Source organism: Marinobacter sp. CP1 (assembly GCF_001266795.1).
Taxonomy (GTDB): Bacteria; Pseudomonadota; Gammaproteobacteria; order Pseudomonadales; family Oleiphilaceae; genus Marinobacter; species Marinobacter flavimaris.
In genome coordinates, this window is the sequence record NZ_CP011929.1 from 1,568,454 (window position 1) to 1,585,015 (window position 16,562).

Genomic DNA, 16,562 nt, shown 5'->3' on the forward strand with positions numbered 1-16,562 from the left:
TGCGCAAGGATGCGCCGACCTGTTCCGAGAAAGGGTAACCGTTTGGTTGCCCTTTATTTTTTTATACCTTCTTTTTTCTCACCTCTGATCCATCACTGGTTGTTCTCGGCCAGGTAGATACGAACCCTATTGAACTCCTCGAATTCGTTAAGATCCGGCCAGGTCCGGGCCTCAAGCGTTGTCTGCTTGCGGTAGGCATCGTCACCCAACACTTTCATCCGCGAATCCGCCAGCAGCACCCGAGGAGCCGCCTCGCGTAAAACGCCGAGCAACGGCCGGTTTTCCGGATCATAGAGCACATCCGCGGCGGTCACGACATCTATTTCGTCCGGTCGGGCTGCCCAGTCAGGGCAAAGGCCAACGGAAACACCATTGAGAGCCGCATTTGCATTGGCCGCGTCCAGCGCAGCCGGATCAATGTCACAGGCGATGGCTTCCTTCGCTCCGGCCATTGCCGCCGCGACAGCCACGATTCCGGATCCCGAGCCGAAATCCAGGACGCGCTTGCCCTCAACCCAATGGGGATTGTCCAGAATCCAGTTGGCGAGCACCTGGCCGCTGGCCCAGCAGAACGACCAGTAGGCGGGTTCGGCAACGACCGCCTGGGCCTCTTCGTGCGATAACGGCCCCTCAAGCACCCTCGGGTCAAAGAGGTACAGGGCAATGCGCTCACAACCGGCAGGACGGGAAACGGCCACCCGGCCTCGGGAGAGGGTTTTGCGCAGGTGCTGATTCAGACTGTCCACTGACATGGGGTACCCAACCTCAATTTTCCGGAAGGCGTCATTGTACCCGTGACCAGTCCGGGAAACAGGCGGCGACAAGCAGAAAAACCCCATTTCCGCTATACTGCCGCCTCCATCTGACAACTGGTTTACCGCTGAAATGGCAAGCAGACCCAACACCGACGACTACCTTTCCCTGTTCCTGAATGATGTGCCGCTGATGGACGTCCGGGCACCGGTAGAGTTCAGCCGTGGCAGCTTTCCGAATACCGAAAACGCGCCCCTGATGAACGATGAGGAGCGCCATCGGGTCGGCATCTGTTACAAGGAGAAAGGTCAGGACAAGGCGATTGAACTGGGGCACCAGCTGGTGTCCGGTGACATCAAGGCCCAGCGCATTGAAGCCTGGAAACGTTTTGTCGCCCGCCACCCGAACGGCTACCTGTTCTGTTTTCGGGGTGGCCTGCGCTCCCGGCTCACCCAGCAGTGGATCCGGGAGGCCGGAATTGACTACCCGCTGGTCAAAGGCGGCTACAAGGCATTGCGCCGATTCCTGATCGACAGTCTGGAAGCGCAGATCGAATCCGGCGAGTTCCGGATTCTCAGCGGGCGCACCGGCACCGGCAAGACCCGGGTACTGAAACAGCTCCCCAATCCGGTGGATCTTGAAGGCCTGGCCAATCACCGGGGTTCCAGCTTCGGGCGTCAGGTAACACCGCAGCCTTCACAAATCGATTTCGAGAACCGGCTGGCGGTAGCCATGCTCAAAGCCCGCCACCTGAACAGTGGTCCGGTCTATCTGGAAGATGAAAGCCGCCTTGTTGGCCGTTGCGCCCTGCCCGAATCCCTCAAGGAGCGGATGGCCAGGTCGCCGTTGCTGATCCTCGAGCAACCGATGGAAGAGCGTATTGGCATCATCCGCGAGGATTATGTTGAGGGAATGTACTCGGATTACGTGGACCGCGACGGGGCCGAAGCAGGCTGGCTGAATTTCCGGGACTATCTGCTGAGCGCCATTGACCGCATCCGCAAGCGCCTGGGCGGGGAGCGACACCAGCAGCTGCGCGGCCTGATGGACCAGGCACTCCTGCAGCAGGAAGCCACCGGAGAGACAGCGGCCCACAACGCCTGGATCCAGTCACTGCTCCAGGATTATTACGACCCAATGTACGACTACCAACTGGGCAAGAAAGAAGGCCGGATTCTTGTTCGTGGAGGCCCCAAGACCATTCTCGACTGGGCCAACAAAAGCTCGGTTGCGTAAGGCCCTGACTGAATATTACGCCTGCAGTACACACTCACGACATTTGTCTGCTATATAAAGAAGTAGACGAATCATGTTGTTGCAGGAATTTGTCCGTTAATCAGACACTTATGAAAAATACCAACGAACAAGGAGTCCTTTATGGAAGACCTATTTGGCGCTGAAGGCGGTGCCTCGGAACTCATGAATCAGGCCATGGCTCTGGTCATGACATACGCCCCCAAGGTCGTGTTGGCCATTGTCACTCTGATTGTGGGCATGTGGCTGATCAACCGGTTTGTCGGCGTTCTAGATAACAAGCTGGGCAAAAAAGACCCCACTCTGAACAAGTTTCTCTGCGGCCTGATCGGAGCAATCCTCAAGATTCTGCTGCTGATCTCTGTCGCCTCCATGGTCGGAATTGCCACCACCTCCTTCATTGCCATTATCGGTGCTGCCGGCCTGGCCGTCGGTCTTGCGCTTCAGGGCAGCCTCGCCAACTTCGCCGGCGGCGTGCTGATCCTGATCTTCAAACCGTTCAAGGTTGGTGACACGATTGATGCCCAGGGCTACCTCGGCTCCGTCCGCGAAATCTCCATCCTGTACACCATTGTCGACACCTTCGATAACCGCCGGATTGTGATCCCGAATGGTCAACTGGCCAACGCCAGCCTGACCAACCTGAGCGCCTATGAAACCCGTCGCTGCGACATGAGCTTCGGCATCGGCTACGGTGATGACATCGACAAGGCCAAGGCCATCTGCAAGCGCCTTATTGAAGAAGACGAGCGCGCACTGAAGGACCCCGAACCACTGATCGTTGTTGGTGCACTGGGCGAAAGCTCCGTCGACCTGACCGTTCGGGCCTGGACCAAATCAGGTGATCTCTGGCCCTTCTACTGGGACATGCATGAGAAAGTGAAAAAAGCATTCGACGCCGAGGGTATCAGCATTCCGTTCCCCCAGCGCGATGTTCATATGATTAAAACCGACTGAGATTCGCGATCGGTTTCTCATTGATACATCCGGTTACTCGCAAACTGCGTAACCTCAACTAAGCTGACCATTAATGGCGGGGTTGACCAACCCCGCCAGGCCATCGGGGCCAGGCAATTAGATCAACACAGGCTCCGGAACGCTGTCATTGCTGGTAGGAGGTTGTCACTATGCCGGTACAGCAGTTGAAGGAATTCCTCGATGAGGCGGGTGTGGAATACATGTGCCTCTCCCACCCTCCTGCATTTACCGCCCAGGAACTCGCCCACCACGTCAAGATTGCCGGCGACCGTGTCGTCAAAACGGTGATCATCGAACTGGATGGTAAAATGGCAATGCTGGTGATGCCGGCCACCTGGCGAATCCGCTGGGACAGGTTATCCCGCATCCTCGACACCGACTTTCTTGACCTCGCTGACGAACAGGAATTCCAGGACCGCTTCCCGGATTGCGAGGTAGGCGCCATGCCCCCCTTTGGCAACCTGTTCGGAATGACCGTCTATTGCGCCGAAGCGCTGACCGAGCAGCCCGAACTGGCGTTCGCCGCAGGCAGCCACAGCGAATCGGCACATATGAAAACCTCGGATTTCCTGACCCTCGTGCAACCCATGGTCCTGAACCAGGGATTCAACAAACCGGGTGCACAGAAGCCCGCCTGGCTGATCAAGAACCGTCGCAGGCCTGACGACGCTGCCGAGCCGCGGGTGTCAGGTATGGCAGGCTATTGAGGGTTTTCATTCCGGCTTGATCCCGGTCTCTTGTCTGGCTGCCGTCATCGCGTAAACTGAGGGCATCAGACAGGAAACCGATATGACTCAAGTCTTTGATATTGTCGTAGTTGGTGCCGGCATGGTCGGCGCTGCTCTCGCCACTGGCCTCGGCCAGAATGGCTTCCGCGTTGCCCTTGTCGACCGGGCTCCGCCCCCCGACTTTGACCCGGAAAGCGCCCCGGACATCCGGGTTTCTGCCCTGAGCGCCGGCAGTGAGCGCTATCTCCAGAGCCTGGGCGCCTGGGACCACATCCTCGGGATGCGCTCGACGCCCTATAGGCGACTGGCCGTGTGGGATGAAACCCGCTATCCACTGCAGAACCTGGTGCCCCGAAAACTGGCTGAGGTCCAATTCGACGCCACCGAGCTGGGCGCCCACCACCTGGGACACATCGTCGAAAACTCAGTAACCCAACAGGCGCTCTGGCAAACCGCCGAGGCCTGCCCCCAGATATCCCTGTTCCACGGTCAGGGTGTCGCCTCACTGGCGCAGTCCGGTGATACAGCCACGGTCACCCTGGATGACGACCGCGAGCTGCTAGCAAGCCTTGTAGTCGGTTGCGATGGCGCCCAATCCCGGATCAGGGACCTGGCCGGCATCGGCGTAACCCGTAACCAGTATGACCAGCAGGCAATGGTTATCTCGGTACGCTATCAGGGGCCGGTTGAAGACATTACCTGGCAGGGCTTTCACCCCTCGGGGCCCCGAGCCTTCCTGCCATTGCACAGTGCCGGTCCGGAACATCCGGGTGAAAGCTGGGGCTCCCTGGTCTGGTACGATTCGCCCGATGAACTGGCACGCCTGAAAGCCCTGGACGACAGCACCCTGATGAGCGAAATCCAGTCGTCGTTTCCCGCGAGTTTGCCCTTGCTGACCCACATCGACATCAAAGCCTCGTTCCCCATCGCCCGCCAGCACGCCAAACAATATCACTCTGGACGAGTTGTCCTGGCCGGTGATTCTGCCCATACCATCAACCCGCTGGCCGGCCAGGGGGTGAACCTGGGATTCCAGGATGCGCAAGCCCTCCAGTCAGCCCTCAAAGAGGCCAAGCGCGCCGGCGATGATCTGGCAAATCCGAAGTGGCTGAACCTCTACGAACAACAGCGCCGGCCGGCGAACCGCAGAATGATGCTGACCATGGATCTGTTCTACCATCTGTTCAGCAACCGGATTCCACCCGTCCACCTGCTACGCAACCTCGGCCTCGGCGCCGCCCGCGCCCTACCCTTCGCCCGCAACCGGGTTGCCCGCTACGCCATGGGCATCGACGAGAAACTGCCGGCCGTGGTGCGGCAGATAGCCTCCCGGATTCCGGGCCTGAATCAGCTTTAGAGCCAAACAACAATCCCAAGGACAAGTGCAAAGGAGCCACCATGTCAGAGACGATTTTCACCAAGATCATCAACCGGGAAATTCCCGCGGACATCCTCTACGAAGACGACATCGCCCTCGCTTTCAGCGACATAAACCCCCAGGCGCCGGTTCATTTCCTGGTCATCCCGAAAAAGGCCATCGCCACCATTAACGACATCACCGAGGAAGATCGGGAACTAGTGGGGCATCTGTATCTGGTGGCTGCGAAAATTGCCAAGGAGAAGGGCTTTGCCGACGACGGCTATCGAGTCGTCATGAACTGCGGGGAAAATTCAGGGCAGACGGTGTTCCACATTCATCTGCATGTTCTTGCCGGGAAGCCGCTGGGCTGGCCGCCGTATACCGAAAAAATGAAGCATGCCTGATTGCTTTAGGCTTGGGTGCCGGCAAGCGGTCCGGTAATGCTGTTTGGGACACGCTCAAGGCATCCATGCGCGCTTAGCTTTCGCCATCCCTGGCGAAAGATAGTCCCAAACAGCATTGCCGGCCCACTTGCTCAAACCTGGGAGCTATCGCTCGTAGGCGCCCAATTATCTGTTTTGTTAAGGGACCAGGCTGACTCCCAGCTCTGATCGGACGGCGTGTGGTGCGGCTTTCCGGGACTGTCTTTCGCCATGGATGGCGAAAGCCAAGCGACCATGGACGGCTCGAGCGTGTCTCGGAAAGCCGCACCACGCGGCGGCCCTCCTCCCAGGCCAAAAAATCAGCGGCCGACGACTTTCTCAGCCTCTTCAACCGGCGTATGACGAACGTCCTCGCCTTTGACCATGAAAATCACGTTCTCAGCAATGTTACATGCGTGGTCACCCACCCGCTCCAGGGCACGGAGCACCCACATCACCGACATGCACCGTGAAATGTTACGGGTATCTTCCATCATGAACGTCAGCAGGGTCCGAGCAGCTGCCTGATATTCCTCATCGACGCGCTTGTCTTCCTTCATGATCCGCAACGCCTGCTCGGAATCCAGCCGGGCAAAGGCATCCAGGGCATCGTGAAGCATGCTGAGCACGTGGGTGCCAATGTGGCGTACTTCCACATAGCCCCGCGGGGCCTGGCCCTCTTCCTGCAGCTTGATGGCCAGCTTGGCGATTTTCTTGGCCTCGTCGCCAACCCGTTCAAGGTCGGCCACCATCTTGATGACTGAGATCACCAGACGCAGATCCCGGGCCGTCGGCTGGCGACGGGCAATGATCAGGGTGGCCTCCTCGTCGATTTCCACTTCCATCCGGTCAACTTTCTTGTCGTTGGCACGGATTTCGTCGGCCAGATGACCATCGCCATCCACCAGGGCGAGGATGGCATTATCGACCTGGGCCTCAACCATGCCGCCCATTTTGAGGAACTCGGTCTTGAGCTCCATCAGTTCGTCATTGAACTTGTGGGAGATGTGATCCCCGTAAACGTCGTCCTTCTTTGTAGGCATACTGTTCTTCTCCAAAATTCCTCAGGTCCGGAATCAGCCAAAACGGCCGGTGATGTAGGACTCGGTCAGTTCATGTTCCGGCGAGGTGAATACCTTGTTGGTCTCGTTCACTTCAACCAGGTGTCCCAGGTGGAAGTAGGCCGTACGGTGAGATACCCGGGCCGCCTGCTGCATCGAGTGGGTCACGATAACGATCGTGTAGCTTTCGGACAGTTCGGCAATCAGCTCTTCCACTTTCGCGGTCGCAATAGGGTCCAGGGCCGAGCAGGGCTCATCCATCAGCACCACTTCCGGGCTCACGGCAATGGCACGGGCAATACACAGACGCTGTTGCTGGCCGCCGGACATGCCGGTTGCGTTGGCGTCCAGGCGATCCTTTACCTCTTCCCAGAGGCCGGCCTTGCGCAGACTGTTTTCCACTATCTCGTCCAGATCCGACTTGCGGTTGGCCAGCCCGTGAATCCGGGGGCCGTAAGCCACGTTGTCGTAGATGGACTTGGGAAAAGGGTTCGGCTTCTGGAATACCATACCGACCCTGGCCCGCAGTTCGACCACATCCCGCTTGGGGTCGTAAATGTCGTGGTCGTCCAGTTGCAGGGAACCCTTCACACGACAGATATCGATGCTGTCGTTCATGCGATTCAGGCAGCGCAGGAAGGTGGATTTGCCGCAACCGGATGGGCCGATGAAGGCAATGACTTCGTTACGGCCAATATCAAGGCTGATCTTCTTGATCGCGGGGGCATCCCCGTAGAATACCTCGACATCCCGAAGCTTGAACTTGGGGTCGTCCGAGTAAGGCTTACCGACGGTCTTGCCTTCCTCGATGATGGTTTCAGCGGGCTTCGATTCCTGAACTGGCACGGCAACCTCGTCCGGTTGGGTAACTTCACTGGTAATGGTTGTATTCACACTATTCATCTTGATTCTCCTTACCACCGGCGCTCGAGACGTTTGCGCATCCAGATGGCCAATGCGTTCATACTGATCAGGAAGGCCAGCAGCACCATGATGGCTGCCGACGCTCGCTCAATAAAGGCCAGCTCCGGGCTGCCCGCCCACAGGAACACCTGCACAGGCAGCACCGTCGCCGAATCGAAGAACCCGTCGGGTACGTCCACAATGAACGCCACCATACCGATCAGCAGCAGCGGTGCGGTTTCACCCAGTGCCTGGGCCATACCGATGATGGAACCGGTGAGCATACCCGGCATGGCCAGCGGCAGCACATGGTGCAGAACTACCTGCATCTTGGATGCACCGATACCTTCAGCGGCCTCCCGGATCGAGGGTGGTACGCTTTTGATCGCGGCCCGGCTGGAAATGATGATGGTCGGCAGAGTCATCAACGTCAGCACCAGACCACCAACCACCGGAACCGAACGTGGCATCCCGAACAGGTTGATAAACACCGCGAGGCCAAGCAGACCAAAGATGATGGAAGGAACCGCCGCCAGGTTGTTGATATTCACCTCGATAAAATCGGTGAATTTGTTCTGGGGCGCGAATTCTTCCAGGTAGATCGCCGCGGCCACACCAATCGGGAACGAGAGGATCAGGGTAACGAACATGGTCAGCAGCGAACCGACAATGGCGCCAAGAATACCTGCCTTGGACGGATCACGGGAATCGCCGCCACTGAAGAACACATCATTGAACGATGTCTCGATAACGTCCCGCTCCAGAAGCTCATCGACCCAGGTTTTTTGCTGGTCGTTCAGCTTGATCGAGTAGGCATCATCCCCTGCATGCTTGACGTAGACATCCACATCCGTGTGCGTGAGAAAGGTCATGGTCTGGGTGGTGCCCAACCAATCGGGGTTTGCCTTCAGGGCATCCCGTAGCGTCACCGAGGCGTACGGGTTGATCAGCTCGCGAACCTGATTCCGGTCATCCTCCGTTGCTCCAGGGATCTCCTTGATCAGTGCCTGAACCAGAGGCTCGACAAAATCGGCCATCTTGATCTGACGCTCGTCCGTGGGATCATCCAGATACATCATCTCACCATCCAACTGCACATCCATGGTGATGGTGGTCTTCACGAAGCCGGTATAACCCTTGCCGATGATATCGGTGAACAGGATTAACAGGGCCCCCAGGGCAATGGCGATTGCCATGATGCCGTAGGCGCGGAAACGGCGTTCCTTACGGTAGCGACGCTTGAGCGACTGGCGGACAATCTCCGCCTGTGAACGTTGGTCAGTCATACTGTTCCCGATATTTGCGTACGATTTTCAGTGCAATGACGTTGAGCAACAGGGTTGCCAGGAAGAGCATGGCGCCCAATGCGAAGGCAGCCAGCGTCTTGGCGCTGTCGAATTCCTGGTCACCGGTGAGCAGGGTCACGATCTGCACGGTTACGGTGGTAACCGTTTCCAGCGGGTTGGCCGTCAGGTTAGCAGCCAGACCAGCGGCCATGACCACGATCATGGTTTCACCGATGGCCCGGGAGACCGCCAGCAGAATACCGCCCATGATGCCGGGCAGTGCAGCCGGGAAAATCACCTTTTTCATGGTCTCGGACTGGGTGGCTCCGAGCGCAAGAGAGCCATCACGCATGGCCTGGGGCACGGCATTGATCACGTCATCCGACAGGGAAGACACAAACGGAATGATCATGATGCCCATAACGGCACCAGCGGCCAGGGCACTCTGGCTTGATGCCTCGATACCCATGGATGCGGCCAGATCGCTGATAAACGGAGCGACCGTAAGAGCGGCGAAGAAGCCGTAAACCACGGTGGGAATACCCGCCAGCATTTCCAGCAACGGCTTGACCACACCGCGCACCTTTCTACCCGCGTATTCCGACAGGTAAATGGCCGACAGCAAGCCCACCGGCACAGCCACAACCATGGCAATGGCAGAAATCAGAAGGGTACCTGTAAACAGGGGAATCATCCCGAAGGCGCCCTGAGAAGCCACCTGATCGGCCCTCAGAGCGGTCTGGGGGCTCCAGTGACTACCAAAGATAAATTCGGTGAACGGGACCTTGCCAAAGAAACGAAAAGTCTCGAACGCCACCGAGAAAATGATTCCGACGGTGGTCAATATAGCCAGGGCCGCACAGGCGAAAAATACCCACTTGAGAATGGACTCGACCTGGGAACGGGCATTCAGGCGGGGGCGAATTCTCAACCACCCGAGAAAACCCGCAAGCACGGCAACCGAGATTACAAGACCAGACATCAGGAACCGACTCTGCGTGCGCAGTGCCTGTAAACGCTCGGCGGCCTCAGCTATCGGTGCTTCAACGAAGCCAGGAGGCAAGGCTCCGCTGGCCACATTGCTGATCTTGCTCAACAGCAGGCTCGCCTCACCGTCGGTCGCCGGGATTATACCTTCAGGCAAACCACCAATAACGATCATCTGGATGACTTTGCCCTGGAATGCCGCCCAAAGACCAAGCACGATAAGAGCGGGGATACCGCTCCACAATGCCGCTCGGGCTCCGTAATAAAAAGGCAGGGACTTGAGGTGACGGATCCCACCCAGCGGCATCGCCAACGACCGGGAGCGAGCGTAACCGAGCCAATAGGCCACGATCGCCAGCACCAGAGTCAGTAATAAAAGATTAGCCGGTTGCATGAAAATTCCTGTATTCGACTTCGAATTGGCGCACAGTTTACAGATTCAGCTCTGAACTCGCACCGGATCGTCCAAACGTGCAAAAGGTGCGGGCCTCCAACGAGACCCGCACCTCCATTCTTGACCGGACGACGGTCTTACTTGAGCTCGTCCAGGGTCAGGTTCGGCATGCTTTCTGCCTTGTCCATCAGGTCCATCAAAGCAGCCCGCGGCGGCACGATCAGGCCCACATCTTTCAGGTAGCCGTTCTGGCCCATGGCAGCGTTGCTGGTGAACTCACTGACATACTCCGCAATGCCCGGAACCACACCAACATGAGCTTTCTTCACGTAGAAGAACAGCGAACGGGCCACCGGATACTCATCCGCAGCAATGGCTTCGGCAGTCGGGATCATACCGTTCAGAGTGGCAGCCTGCAGACGGTCTGCGTTTTCTTCCAGGAAGCTGTAACCGAATACACCGTACATGCCGGTGTCGCCAATCAGCTTCTGCACGATCAGGTTGTCGTTTTCACCCGCTTCGATAAAGGCGCCGTCTTCACGAACGCTTTCGCAGATGGAGGCGTGCTCGTCCTTGCTCAGGCTGGCGGCTTCAGGCAGCTCGTCGCAACCAGCGGCGAGAGCCAACTCGTTGAAGGAATCACGGGTGCCGGAAGTCGGGGGCGGACCCATTACACGAATCGGCTTGTTCGGCAGGCTGGAGTCAACATCGCTCCAGTTTTTGTTCGGGTTGGCTACCCACTCGCCGTTAACAGGCACTTTGGAACCGAGGGCCAGGAACAGCTGCTCGAGGGTGATATCGAGGTTCTCAGCTTCTTTAGAGCTGGCGATCACGATGCCGTCAGAACCAATGCGGAATTCGGTGATGTCTGTAACGCCGTTGCTCTGGCAGAGTTCGAACTCGGACGTCTTCATGCGACGTGACGCGTTGGTGATGTCCGGGTGCTGGGTGCCGATGCCCTGGCAGAAAAGCTTGAGACCGCCGCCTGAACCGGTGGATTCCAGCTTGGGTGTGCTGAAGTCGGTCTTGGTGCCGAAACGCTCGGCAACAACTGTGGCGAACGGATAAACAGTTGAGGAACCCACGATGCTGATGGTGTCACGGGCCATGGCTGGTGCAGACATGGCGGCTACGGAGCCGGCCAGTGCTACAGTCGCGAGTGCTTTGTTCAGTTTCATCACGTCATGTCTCCATTTTTTGGTTTGGACGTTTTGTCGGATGTGCTTTACCGATGGGTGCAGACTAATGGCACTCTGTGACAACTTTGTTACAGCTTCTGAAATATAGTCAGGAATGTTCAAATTTGCTTGCAGCGCTGCTTCAGCCCGCTACCATGCGTGTTAAAACAATTCCAGGCTCGCAAGAAGGCAGTACTATGACAGCGTTAGATGATGACAAACCCACGCCCCGTGGCGAACTCACCCTGCAGATTATCCCGCTCCCCTCAGACACCAATGCCAATGGCGATGTCTTTGCCGGCTGGCTGGTAAAACAGATGGATCTCGCCGCGGCGACCATGGCCGGACGGATTTCCCAGGGCCGTAACGCCACCGTGGCCATGGACCGGATGGAGTTCCTGTCACCGTTGCGAGTAGGGTCCCAGGTAGGTTGTTACTGCGAACTCGTCGATATCGGCCGCAGTTCCATGAAAATCAGCGTGGAAGTGTGGACCCTTGACCGCACTGCCAAGAATCCACGTAAGGTCACCGAGGGTCTGTTCGTCTACGTTGCCATTGATGAGCACGGTCGGATCCGCGAGGTGCCGGAGCAGGTTCTCTGACCCTGAGCCGCTCTATTTCCAGCCGTGCAGAAGGCGGGCGTAGTTAAGACGCTCCCAGGTTCGGGCATTGGGGGCGTTCGCCATTGACAGGACGCCCCGGGCTTCCGCCAGCGAGCGGTATCCCATTCCGGAGAGCCGAGCCGTCATTTCCCGGGTAATCCTCGACAGGGCGCCAGTACCCTCCGACAACACGGCCGAGACCACCTGCACAGCGGAAGCGCCCGAAAGAATGGCTTTTGCCGCATCGTCACCACTGTGAACGCCACCCGAAACCGCCATCTCCAGTGTTGTCTGGCCAAACAACATGGCGGCTGCGTGTAACCGCAACGGCAGCTCGGCACTGGTCGACAGCACCACCTCCCGGCTTAACTCCAGCTCATCCAGATCCATATCCGGCTGATAGAACCGGTTGAACAACACCACGCCCCGGGCCCCCGACTCTTCGATACCGGCGACGAACGCAGGCAAGGCCGAGTAGAAAGGCGATAGCTTGACGCTGACCGGAATGCTCACCTGCTCAGCCACTGACCTCACAACCGAGAGTTGTCTCTGTTCCAGTGCCTCCGCTGTTTCCTCCGGATCCGAGGCCAGGTCATAGAGATTCAGTTCGATAGCATGGGCGCCCGCCGCTTCCAGCTCACGTGCATGCCGGGTCCAGCCACCCGCTGAAATACCGTTGAGCGAGGCAATCACCGGCACACCCAGCGAATGTCGCAACAGCTCCAACCGCTGCAGGTAGCTGTCCGATCCCATCTCGAACAACTCGGATTCGGGAAAGAACGATCGGGCTTCGGCGTCCATGTTGATCCGCGAATCAATAAACCGGTGAGCCGCCATTTGCTCCTCCACCAACTGCTCCTCGAAGAGGGAATGCATCACCACGGCACCGGCGCCAGCGTCAACACAGGCCTTCAGCGCGTCCAGGTCATCGGTCAGGGGGCTGGCGCCGACCACAAGGGGGGAGCGAAGCTCCAACCCCAGCCAACGGGTTGCCAATTCAGTCATGACGTTCACCCTTTTCATTGTCAGCGTCAGAAGTTTCATGGGGCTCAAAGTGAATCCCCGCCAGCTGCTTGTAGAGCTCACGCTGTTCAGTGGCCGCCTCCGAAGCCGCAGCCACCAGCTGTTCATAGCGTTGGAGATCCCGCAGCTCCAGCATCCGGAAGCGGGCTTCTTCCTGCATGTAGGCTTTCATGGTGACTTTCTGACGCAGGGAGTCCAATTGCAGGGGCGGCAGCCCCTCGTGAATACGCCGGGGATCAAACCGGTACAGCGGCCAGGCCCAGCTGTCTACCGCCCGCTTCTGCTGTGCGGGCGAGTGCACCAGGTCGTAACCGTGGGCAATGCAGGGGCTGTGGGCGATGATCAGTGCCGGGCCGTCGAAGCTCTCGGCTTCCTGCAGGGCCTTGGTGGTGTGGTTGCTGTGGGATTGCATGGCAATCTGGGCCACGTAGACGTGACCATAACTCATGGCCAGCAGGCCCAGATCCTTCTTCCGGGTGGCCTTGCCGGCAGCGGCGAACTTGGCAATCGCACCCATGGGGGTGGCCTTGGACTGCTGCCCGCCGGTGTTGGAATAGACTTCGGTATCGAGTACCAACAGTTTCACATTCTGACCCGAGGCCAGGGCGTGGTCGAGACCGCCATAACCAATATCGTAGGCCCAGCCGTCGCCCCCTATTACCCAGACACTCTTCGGACAGAGCTCATCGGCCAGACTGTCCAGTTCCCGGGCCTCTGGCGTCTGCTTGTCTGCCAGCCAGTTCCGCAGCTGCTCAATGGCTGTGCGTCTGGCTGCCATTGCCCATTCATCAACGGTGGTGCAGGCGCTGGTCAGCTCCGGGTAGAGTCCGTCAGGTAGTTCTTCCCGGAACCCTTCCAGTAACTGCCAGGCCCGACCGACAAGCTTGTCCAGCCCCAGACGCATGCCCAGGCCCAGTTCCGCCGCGTCCTCAAACAACGAGTTGTTCCAGGTAGGACCACGGCCGTCGGCGTTCACTGTGTAAGGCGTGGTGGGCAGATTGCCACCATAGATCGAGGAACATCCGGTGGCATTGGCAATCAGCAACCGATCGCCCACCAGCTGGGTCAGCAGACGGATGTAGGGTGTTTCACCGCAGCCGGAGCAGGCGCCGGAATATTCGAACAGGGGAATCAGCAGCGGCAGGGATTTGAAGTCCCGGGGGATACGGTCTCTGGGCACAGCCGGCAATTGCCGGAAAAACGCCAGGTTCTCTGCCTCCACCTCACGGTGCGCTTCGATCGGCTGCATATTGATCGCTTTGCGTTTGGGCTGGGTGCGGTCCTTTGCCGGGCAGACCTCGACACACAGCCCACAACCGGTGCAGTCATCCGGCGCCACCTGAATCCGGTAATCCAGGCCCTCCAGTTCAGACGTCTGGGTTTCCGGCACCACCTCGAACGCCTCCGGCGCCCCTTTGACCGACTCGGGCTCAAACACCTTGCTGGTGATCGCGGTGTGCGGGCAAATCATCGCGCAGAAGTTGCACTGCACGCAGAGGTCGGATTCCCAGATCGGGATTTCCAGGGCGATGGTTCGCTTCTCGTACTGGCTGGTTCCCGTTGGCCAGGTACCGTCCGGCGGGAACGCACTGACCGGCAGTTTGTCACCCTGCCCCTCCAGTAACAGGCGAGTGACTTTCTGCACAAAGTCCGGCGCATTCTCGGGCACCCTTGGCGGTCGGGTGCGTGTTGCCGTCACCTTGTCCGGGACCGGCACCTCATGCAGGTTGTCCAGGGCCGAGTCCACCGCTTCCACGTTGCGGCGCACCACCTCCGGCCCACGGCGGCCCCAGGTTTTGCGAATGGATTCCTTGATATGGGCAATGGCCTCTTCCCGGGGCAGGATATCTGCCAGGGCGAAGAAGCAGACCTGCATCACGGTGTTGATCCGCCGCTCCAGACCCGCCTTTTCCGCCACCTCGGCGGCATCAATCACGAACAGCCGAGCCTTGCGCTCGACCAATACCCGCTGGACCTCGACCGAGAGCCGATCCCAGATCTCGTCCTTTGACCAGGGCACATTGAGCAGCACCGTGGCGCCCTCGGCAGCGTGTTCGAGCACATCAAACCGCTCCAGAAACTGGGGCGCGTGAATGGCGACAAACTGGGCCCTGTTGATCTGGTAACTGGAGCGGATCGGCAGCGGCCCAAATCTCAGATGGGAGACAGTGGTAGCGCCGGATTTCTTGGAGTCATAGACAAAATGGCCCTGGGCAAACAGCTCCGTGCCCTCACCCAGGATCTTGATGCTGGCCTTGTTGCTGCTGACAGTGCCATCGGCACCGAGACCGAAGAACAGCGCCCGGCGGGTTTTCGGGGATTCAATATCCAGTTCGCTATCCACCTCCAGGGAAAGGTGGCTGACATCGTCCCGCACGCCGACGGTGAAGCGGGTTTTCGGCGCTGCCGCTTTAAGTTCGTCGAAAATGGCGCAGACCATGGCCGGCGTAAACTCACGGGAAGACAGCCCATATCGGCCGCCAATCACCCGGGGCAGTACCTTCCGATCCCCCCGGCTGTAGGCCTCCATCAGGGCACCGCTGACTTCCAGCAACAAGGGCTCACCCTGGGCTCCCGGTTCCTTGGTGCGATCCAGCACCGCGAGATGTTCGACGGTATCGGGCAAAGCGTCCAGAAAACGCGACGTGGCAAAGGGCCGGAACAGGCGGACCTTGAGAACCCCGACCTTCTCACCCTGCGCCAGCAGCCACTCCACCGTTTCATGGGCGCATTCGGCCCCGGAACCCATCAGGATGACCACTCTGTCGGCCTCAGGGTGCCCAACATAATCAAACAGACGGTATTGCCGACCGGTGATACCGGCGAAACGGTCCATCACGGCTTCAAGCTTCCCCGGGAATGCCTGATAGAAGGGATTGATGGCCTCCCGGGCCTGGAAGAAGGCGTCCGGGTTCTGGGAGGTGCCGCGAACCACTGGCCGGTCCGGTGTCATCCGGCGGCTGCGATGTGCTTCAACTCCGTCGTGCGATACCAGCGCCTGCAAATCCTGGTCACTGAGCGCCGCAATCTTGGAGATTTCATGGGAGGTGCGAAAGCCGTCGAAGAAATGCATCACCGGCACCCGGCTTTCCAGGGTGACGGCGTGGCCGATGGCCGCAAGGTCCTGGGCCTCCTGTACCGACCCCGAAGCCAGCAGGGCAAAGCCGGTACCGCGGGCACTCATTACATCGGAATGGTCGCAGAAGATCGACAAGGCATGGGTGGCAACGCTGCGCGCAGCAATATGCATGCAGAAGGGCGACAGCTCACCGGCAATCTTGTACAGATTGGGCAGCATCAGCAGCAGCCCCTGGGACGCAGTAAAGGTGGTCACCAGTGAACCGGCCTGCAGTGCCCCGTGCATGGCACCCGCGGCACCAGCCTCGGACTGCATTTCGACCACACTTGGCACCTGCCCCCAGAGATTGGGCTTGCCCAGGGCCGCCCAGTCATCGGCATGCTCGCCCATGACCGAAGCAGGGGTAATCGGATAGATGGCAATGGTCTCGCTCAGGCGATAAGCCACCGAAGACACCGCTTCATTGCCATCGAGGGTATGAAACTCCATGGCCACAACTCCTTGTGGTGAGGCCGAAAGACAGTTCTGAGTCTAGTATCGGCCGGGCCAACCGC

The 16,562-nt window shown here is 58.8% G+C and carries 14 protein-coding genes; 6 read left to right on the forward strand and 8 right to left on the reverse strand.

What is annotated here, in order from left to right; translation table 11 throughout:
• Positions 1-92: 92 nt before the first annotated feature.
• On the reverse strand, positions 93-752 hold the full coding sequence (locus ACP86_RS07425) for a class I SAM-dependent methyltransferase (RefSeq protein WP_041645686.1): 660 nt from the start codon (positions 750-752) through the stop codon (positions 93-95).
• A gap of 133 nt (positions 753-885) precedes the next feature.
• Here ACP86_RS07425 and mnmH point away from each other — a divergent pair, with 133 nt between their 5' ends.
• From mnmH to ACP86_RS07450, 5 genes are all read left to right on the forward strand, one after another.
• Positions 886-1,989 carry a tRNA 2-selenouridine(34) synthase MnmH gene (gene mnmH / locus ACP86_RS07430; protein WP_053113203.1) on the forward strand — a complete coding sequence of 368 codons (1,104 nt, stop codon included), beginning with the start codon at positions 886-888 and terminating at the stop codon, positions 1,987-1,989.
• A 141-nt stretch (positions 1,990-2,130) separates the two neighbouring features.
• Entirely contained in the window at positions 2,131-2,964 is an 834-nt protein-coding gene (locus tag ACP86_RS07435; RefSeq protein ID WP_053113204.1) for a mechanosensitive ion channel family protein, read from the forward strand.
• A 170-nt stretch (positions 2,965-3,134) separates the two neighbouring features.
• The gene (locus ACP86_RS07440) at positions 3,135-3,692 is read left to right on the forward strand and encodes an aminoacyl-tRNA deacylase (protein WP_053113205.1); all 558 of its coding nucleotides are present in this window, start codon (positions 3,135-3,137) and stop codon (positions 3,690-3,692) included.
• 82 nt (positions 3,693-3,774) lie between these two features.
• Positions 3,775-5,070: an FAD-dependent monooxygenase gene (locus tag ACP86_RS07445; protein WP_053113206.1), complete on the forward strand. Its 1,296-nt coding sequence runs from the start codon at positions 3,775-3,777 to the stop codon at positions 5,068-5,070.
• Between the two features lie 41 nt (positions 5,071-5,111).
• Positions 5,112-5,477: a histidine triad nucleotide-binding protein gene (locus ACP86_RS07450; protein WP_053113207.1), complete on the forward strand. Its 366-nt coding sequence runs from the start codon at positions 5,112-5,114 to the stop codon at positions 5,475-5,477.
• A gap of 338 nt (positions 5,478-5,815) precedes the next feature.
• Here ACP86_RS07450 and phoU read toward each other — a convergent pair whose 3' ends face one another.
• From phoU to ACP86_RS07475, 5 genes are all read right to left on the reverse strand, one after another.
• Positions 5,816-6,538 carry a phosphate signaling complex protein PhoU gene (gene phoU / locus ACP86_RS07455; RefSeq protein ID WP_008172965.1) on the reverse strand — a complete coding sequence of 241 codons (723 nt, stop codon included), beginning with the start codon at positions 6,536-6,538 and terminating at the stop codon, positions 5,816-5,818.
• A 33-nt stretch (positions 6,539-6,571) separates the two neighbouring features.
• On the reverse strand, positions 6,572-7,459 hold the full coding sequence (gene pstB, locus ACP86_RS07460) for a phosphate ABC transporter ATP-binding protein PstB (RefSeq protein WP_041645688.1): 888 nt from the start codon (positions 7,457-7,459) through the stop codon (positions 6,572-6,574).
• Between the two features lie 11 nt (positions 7,460-7,470).
• Positions 7,471-8,745 carry a phosphate ABC transporter permease PstA gene (gene pstA, locus ACP86_RS07465; RefSeq protein ID WP_053113208.1) on the reverse strand — a complete coding sequence of 425 codons (1,275 nt, stop codon included), beginning with the start codon at positions 8,743-8,745 and terminating at the stop codon, positions 7,471-7,473.
• Entirely contained in the window at positions 8,738-10,126 is a 1,389-nt protein-coding gene (gene pstC, locus ACP86_RS07470; protein ID WP_008172968.1) for a phosphate ABC transporter permease subunit PstC, read from the reverse strand. Before pstC ends, pstA begins: the two co-directional genes overlap by 8 nt.
• A gap of 137 nt (positions 10,127-10,263) precedes the next feature.
• Entirely contained in the window at positions 10,264-11,304 is a 1,041-nt protein-coding gene (locus ACP86_RS07475; RefSeq protein ID WP_008172969.1) for a substrate-binding domain-containing protein, read from the reverse strand.
• A 197-nt stretch (positions 11,305-11,501) separates the two neighbouring features.
• On the opposite strand from ACP86_RS07475, the gene ACP86_RS07480 reads away from it, so the two are divergent.
• Positions 11,502-11,906 carry an acyl-CoA thioesterase gene (locus tag ACP86_RS07480; RefSeq protein ID WP_008172970.1) on the forward strand — a complete coding sequence of 135 codons (405 nt, stop codon included), beginning with the start codon at positions 11,502-11,504 and terminating at the stop codon, positions 11,904-11,906.
• A 12-nt stretch (positions 11,907-11,918) separates the two neighbouring features.
• Here the strand turns inward: ACP86_RS07480 and ACP86_RS07485 are convergent, their stop codons facing one another.
• Entirely contained in the window at positions 11,919-12,911 is a 993-nt protein-coding gene (locus ACP86_RS07485) for a dihydroorotate dehydrogenase-like protein (protein WP_053113209.1), read from the reverse strand.
• Entirely contained in the window at positions 12,904-16,497 is a 3,594-nt protein-coding gene (gene nifJ / locus ACP86_RS07490; RefSeq protein WP_053113210.1) for a pyruvate:ferredoxin (flavodoxin) oxidoreductase, read from the reverse strand. Before nifJ ends, ACP86_RS07485 begins: the two co-directional genes overlap by 8 nt.
• Between the last annotated feature and the right edge of the window lie 65 nt (positions 16,498-16,562).

What these genes read in the sequence shown, in the direction of transcription:
- nifJ (WP_053113210.1), bottom strand. Translation starts at nt 16,497, where the DNA reads ATGGAGTTTCATACCCTCGATGGCAATGAAGCGGTGTCTTCGGTGGCT.
- ACP86_RS07440 (WP_053113205.1), top strand. Translation starts at nt 3,135, where the DNA reads ATGCCGGTACAGCAGTTGAAGGAATTCCTCGATGAGGCGGGTGTGGAA.
- mnmH (WP_053113203.1), top strand. Translation starts at nt 886, where the DNA reads ATGGCAAGCAGACCCAACACCGACGACTACCTTTCCCTGTTCCTGAAT.
- ACP86_RS07475 (WP_008172969.1), bottom strand. Translation starts at nt 11,304, where the DNA reads ATGAAACTGAACAAAGCACTCGCGACTGTAGCACTGGCCGGCTCCGTA.
- pstB (WP_041645688.1), bottom strand. Translation starts at nt 7,459, where the DNA reads ATGAATAGTGTGAATACAACCATTACCAGTGAAGTTACCCAACCGGAC.
- phoU (WP_008172965.1), bottom strand. Translation starts at nt 6,538, where the DNA reads ATGCCTACAAAGAAGGACGACGTTTACGGGGATCACATCTCCCACAAG.
- ACP86_RS07445 (WP_053113206.1), top strand. Translation starts at nt 3,775, where the DNA reads ATGACTCAAGTCTTTGATATTGTCGTAGTTGGTGCCGGCATGGTCGGC.
- ACP86_RS07450 (WP_053113207.1), top strand. Translation starts at nt 5,112, where the DNA reads ATGTCAGAGACGATTTTCACCAAGATCATCAACCGGGAAATTCCCGCG.
- ACP86_RS07435 (WP_053113204.1), top strand. Translation starts at nt 2,131, where the DNA reads ATGGAAGACCTATTTGGCGCTGAAGGCGGTGCCTCGGAACTCATGAAT.
- pstA (WP_053113208.1), bottom strand. Translation starts at nt 8,745, where the DNA reads ATGACTGACCAACGTTCACAGGCGGAGATTGTCCGCCAGTCGCTCAAG.
- ACP86_RS07425 (WP_041645686.1), bottom strand. Translation starts at nt 752, where the DNA reads ATGTCAGTGGACAGTCTGAATCAGCACCTGCGCAAAACCCTCTCCCGA.
- ACP86_RS07485 (WP_053113209.1), bottom strand. Translation starts at nt 12,911, where the DNA reads ATGACTGAATTGGCAACCCGTTGGCTGGGGTTGGAGCTTCGCTCCCCC.
- ACP86_RS07480 (WP_008172970.1), top strand. Translation starts at nt 11,502, where the DNA reads ATGACAGCGTTAGATGATGACAAACCCACGCCCCGTGGCGAACTCACC.
- pstC (WP_008172968.1), bottom strand. Translation starts at nt 10,126, where the DNA reads ATGCAACCGGCTAATCTTTTATTACTGACTCTGGTGCTGGCGATCGTG.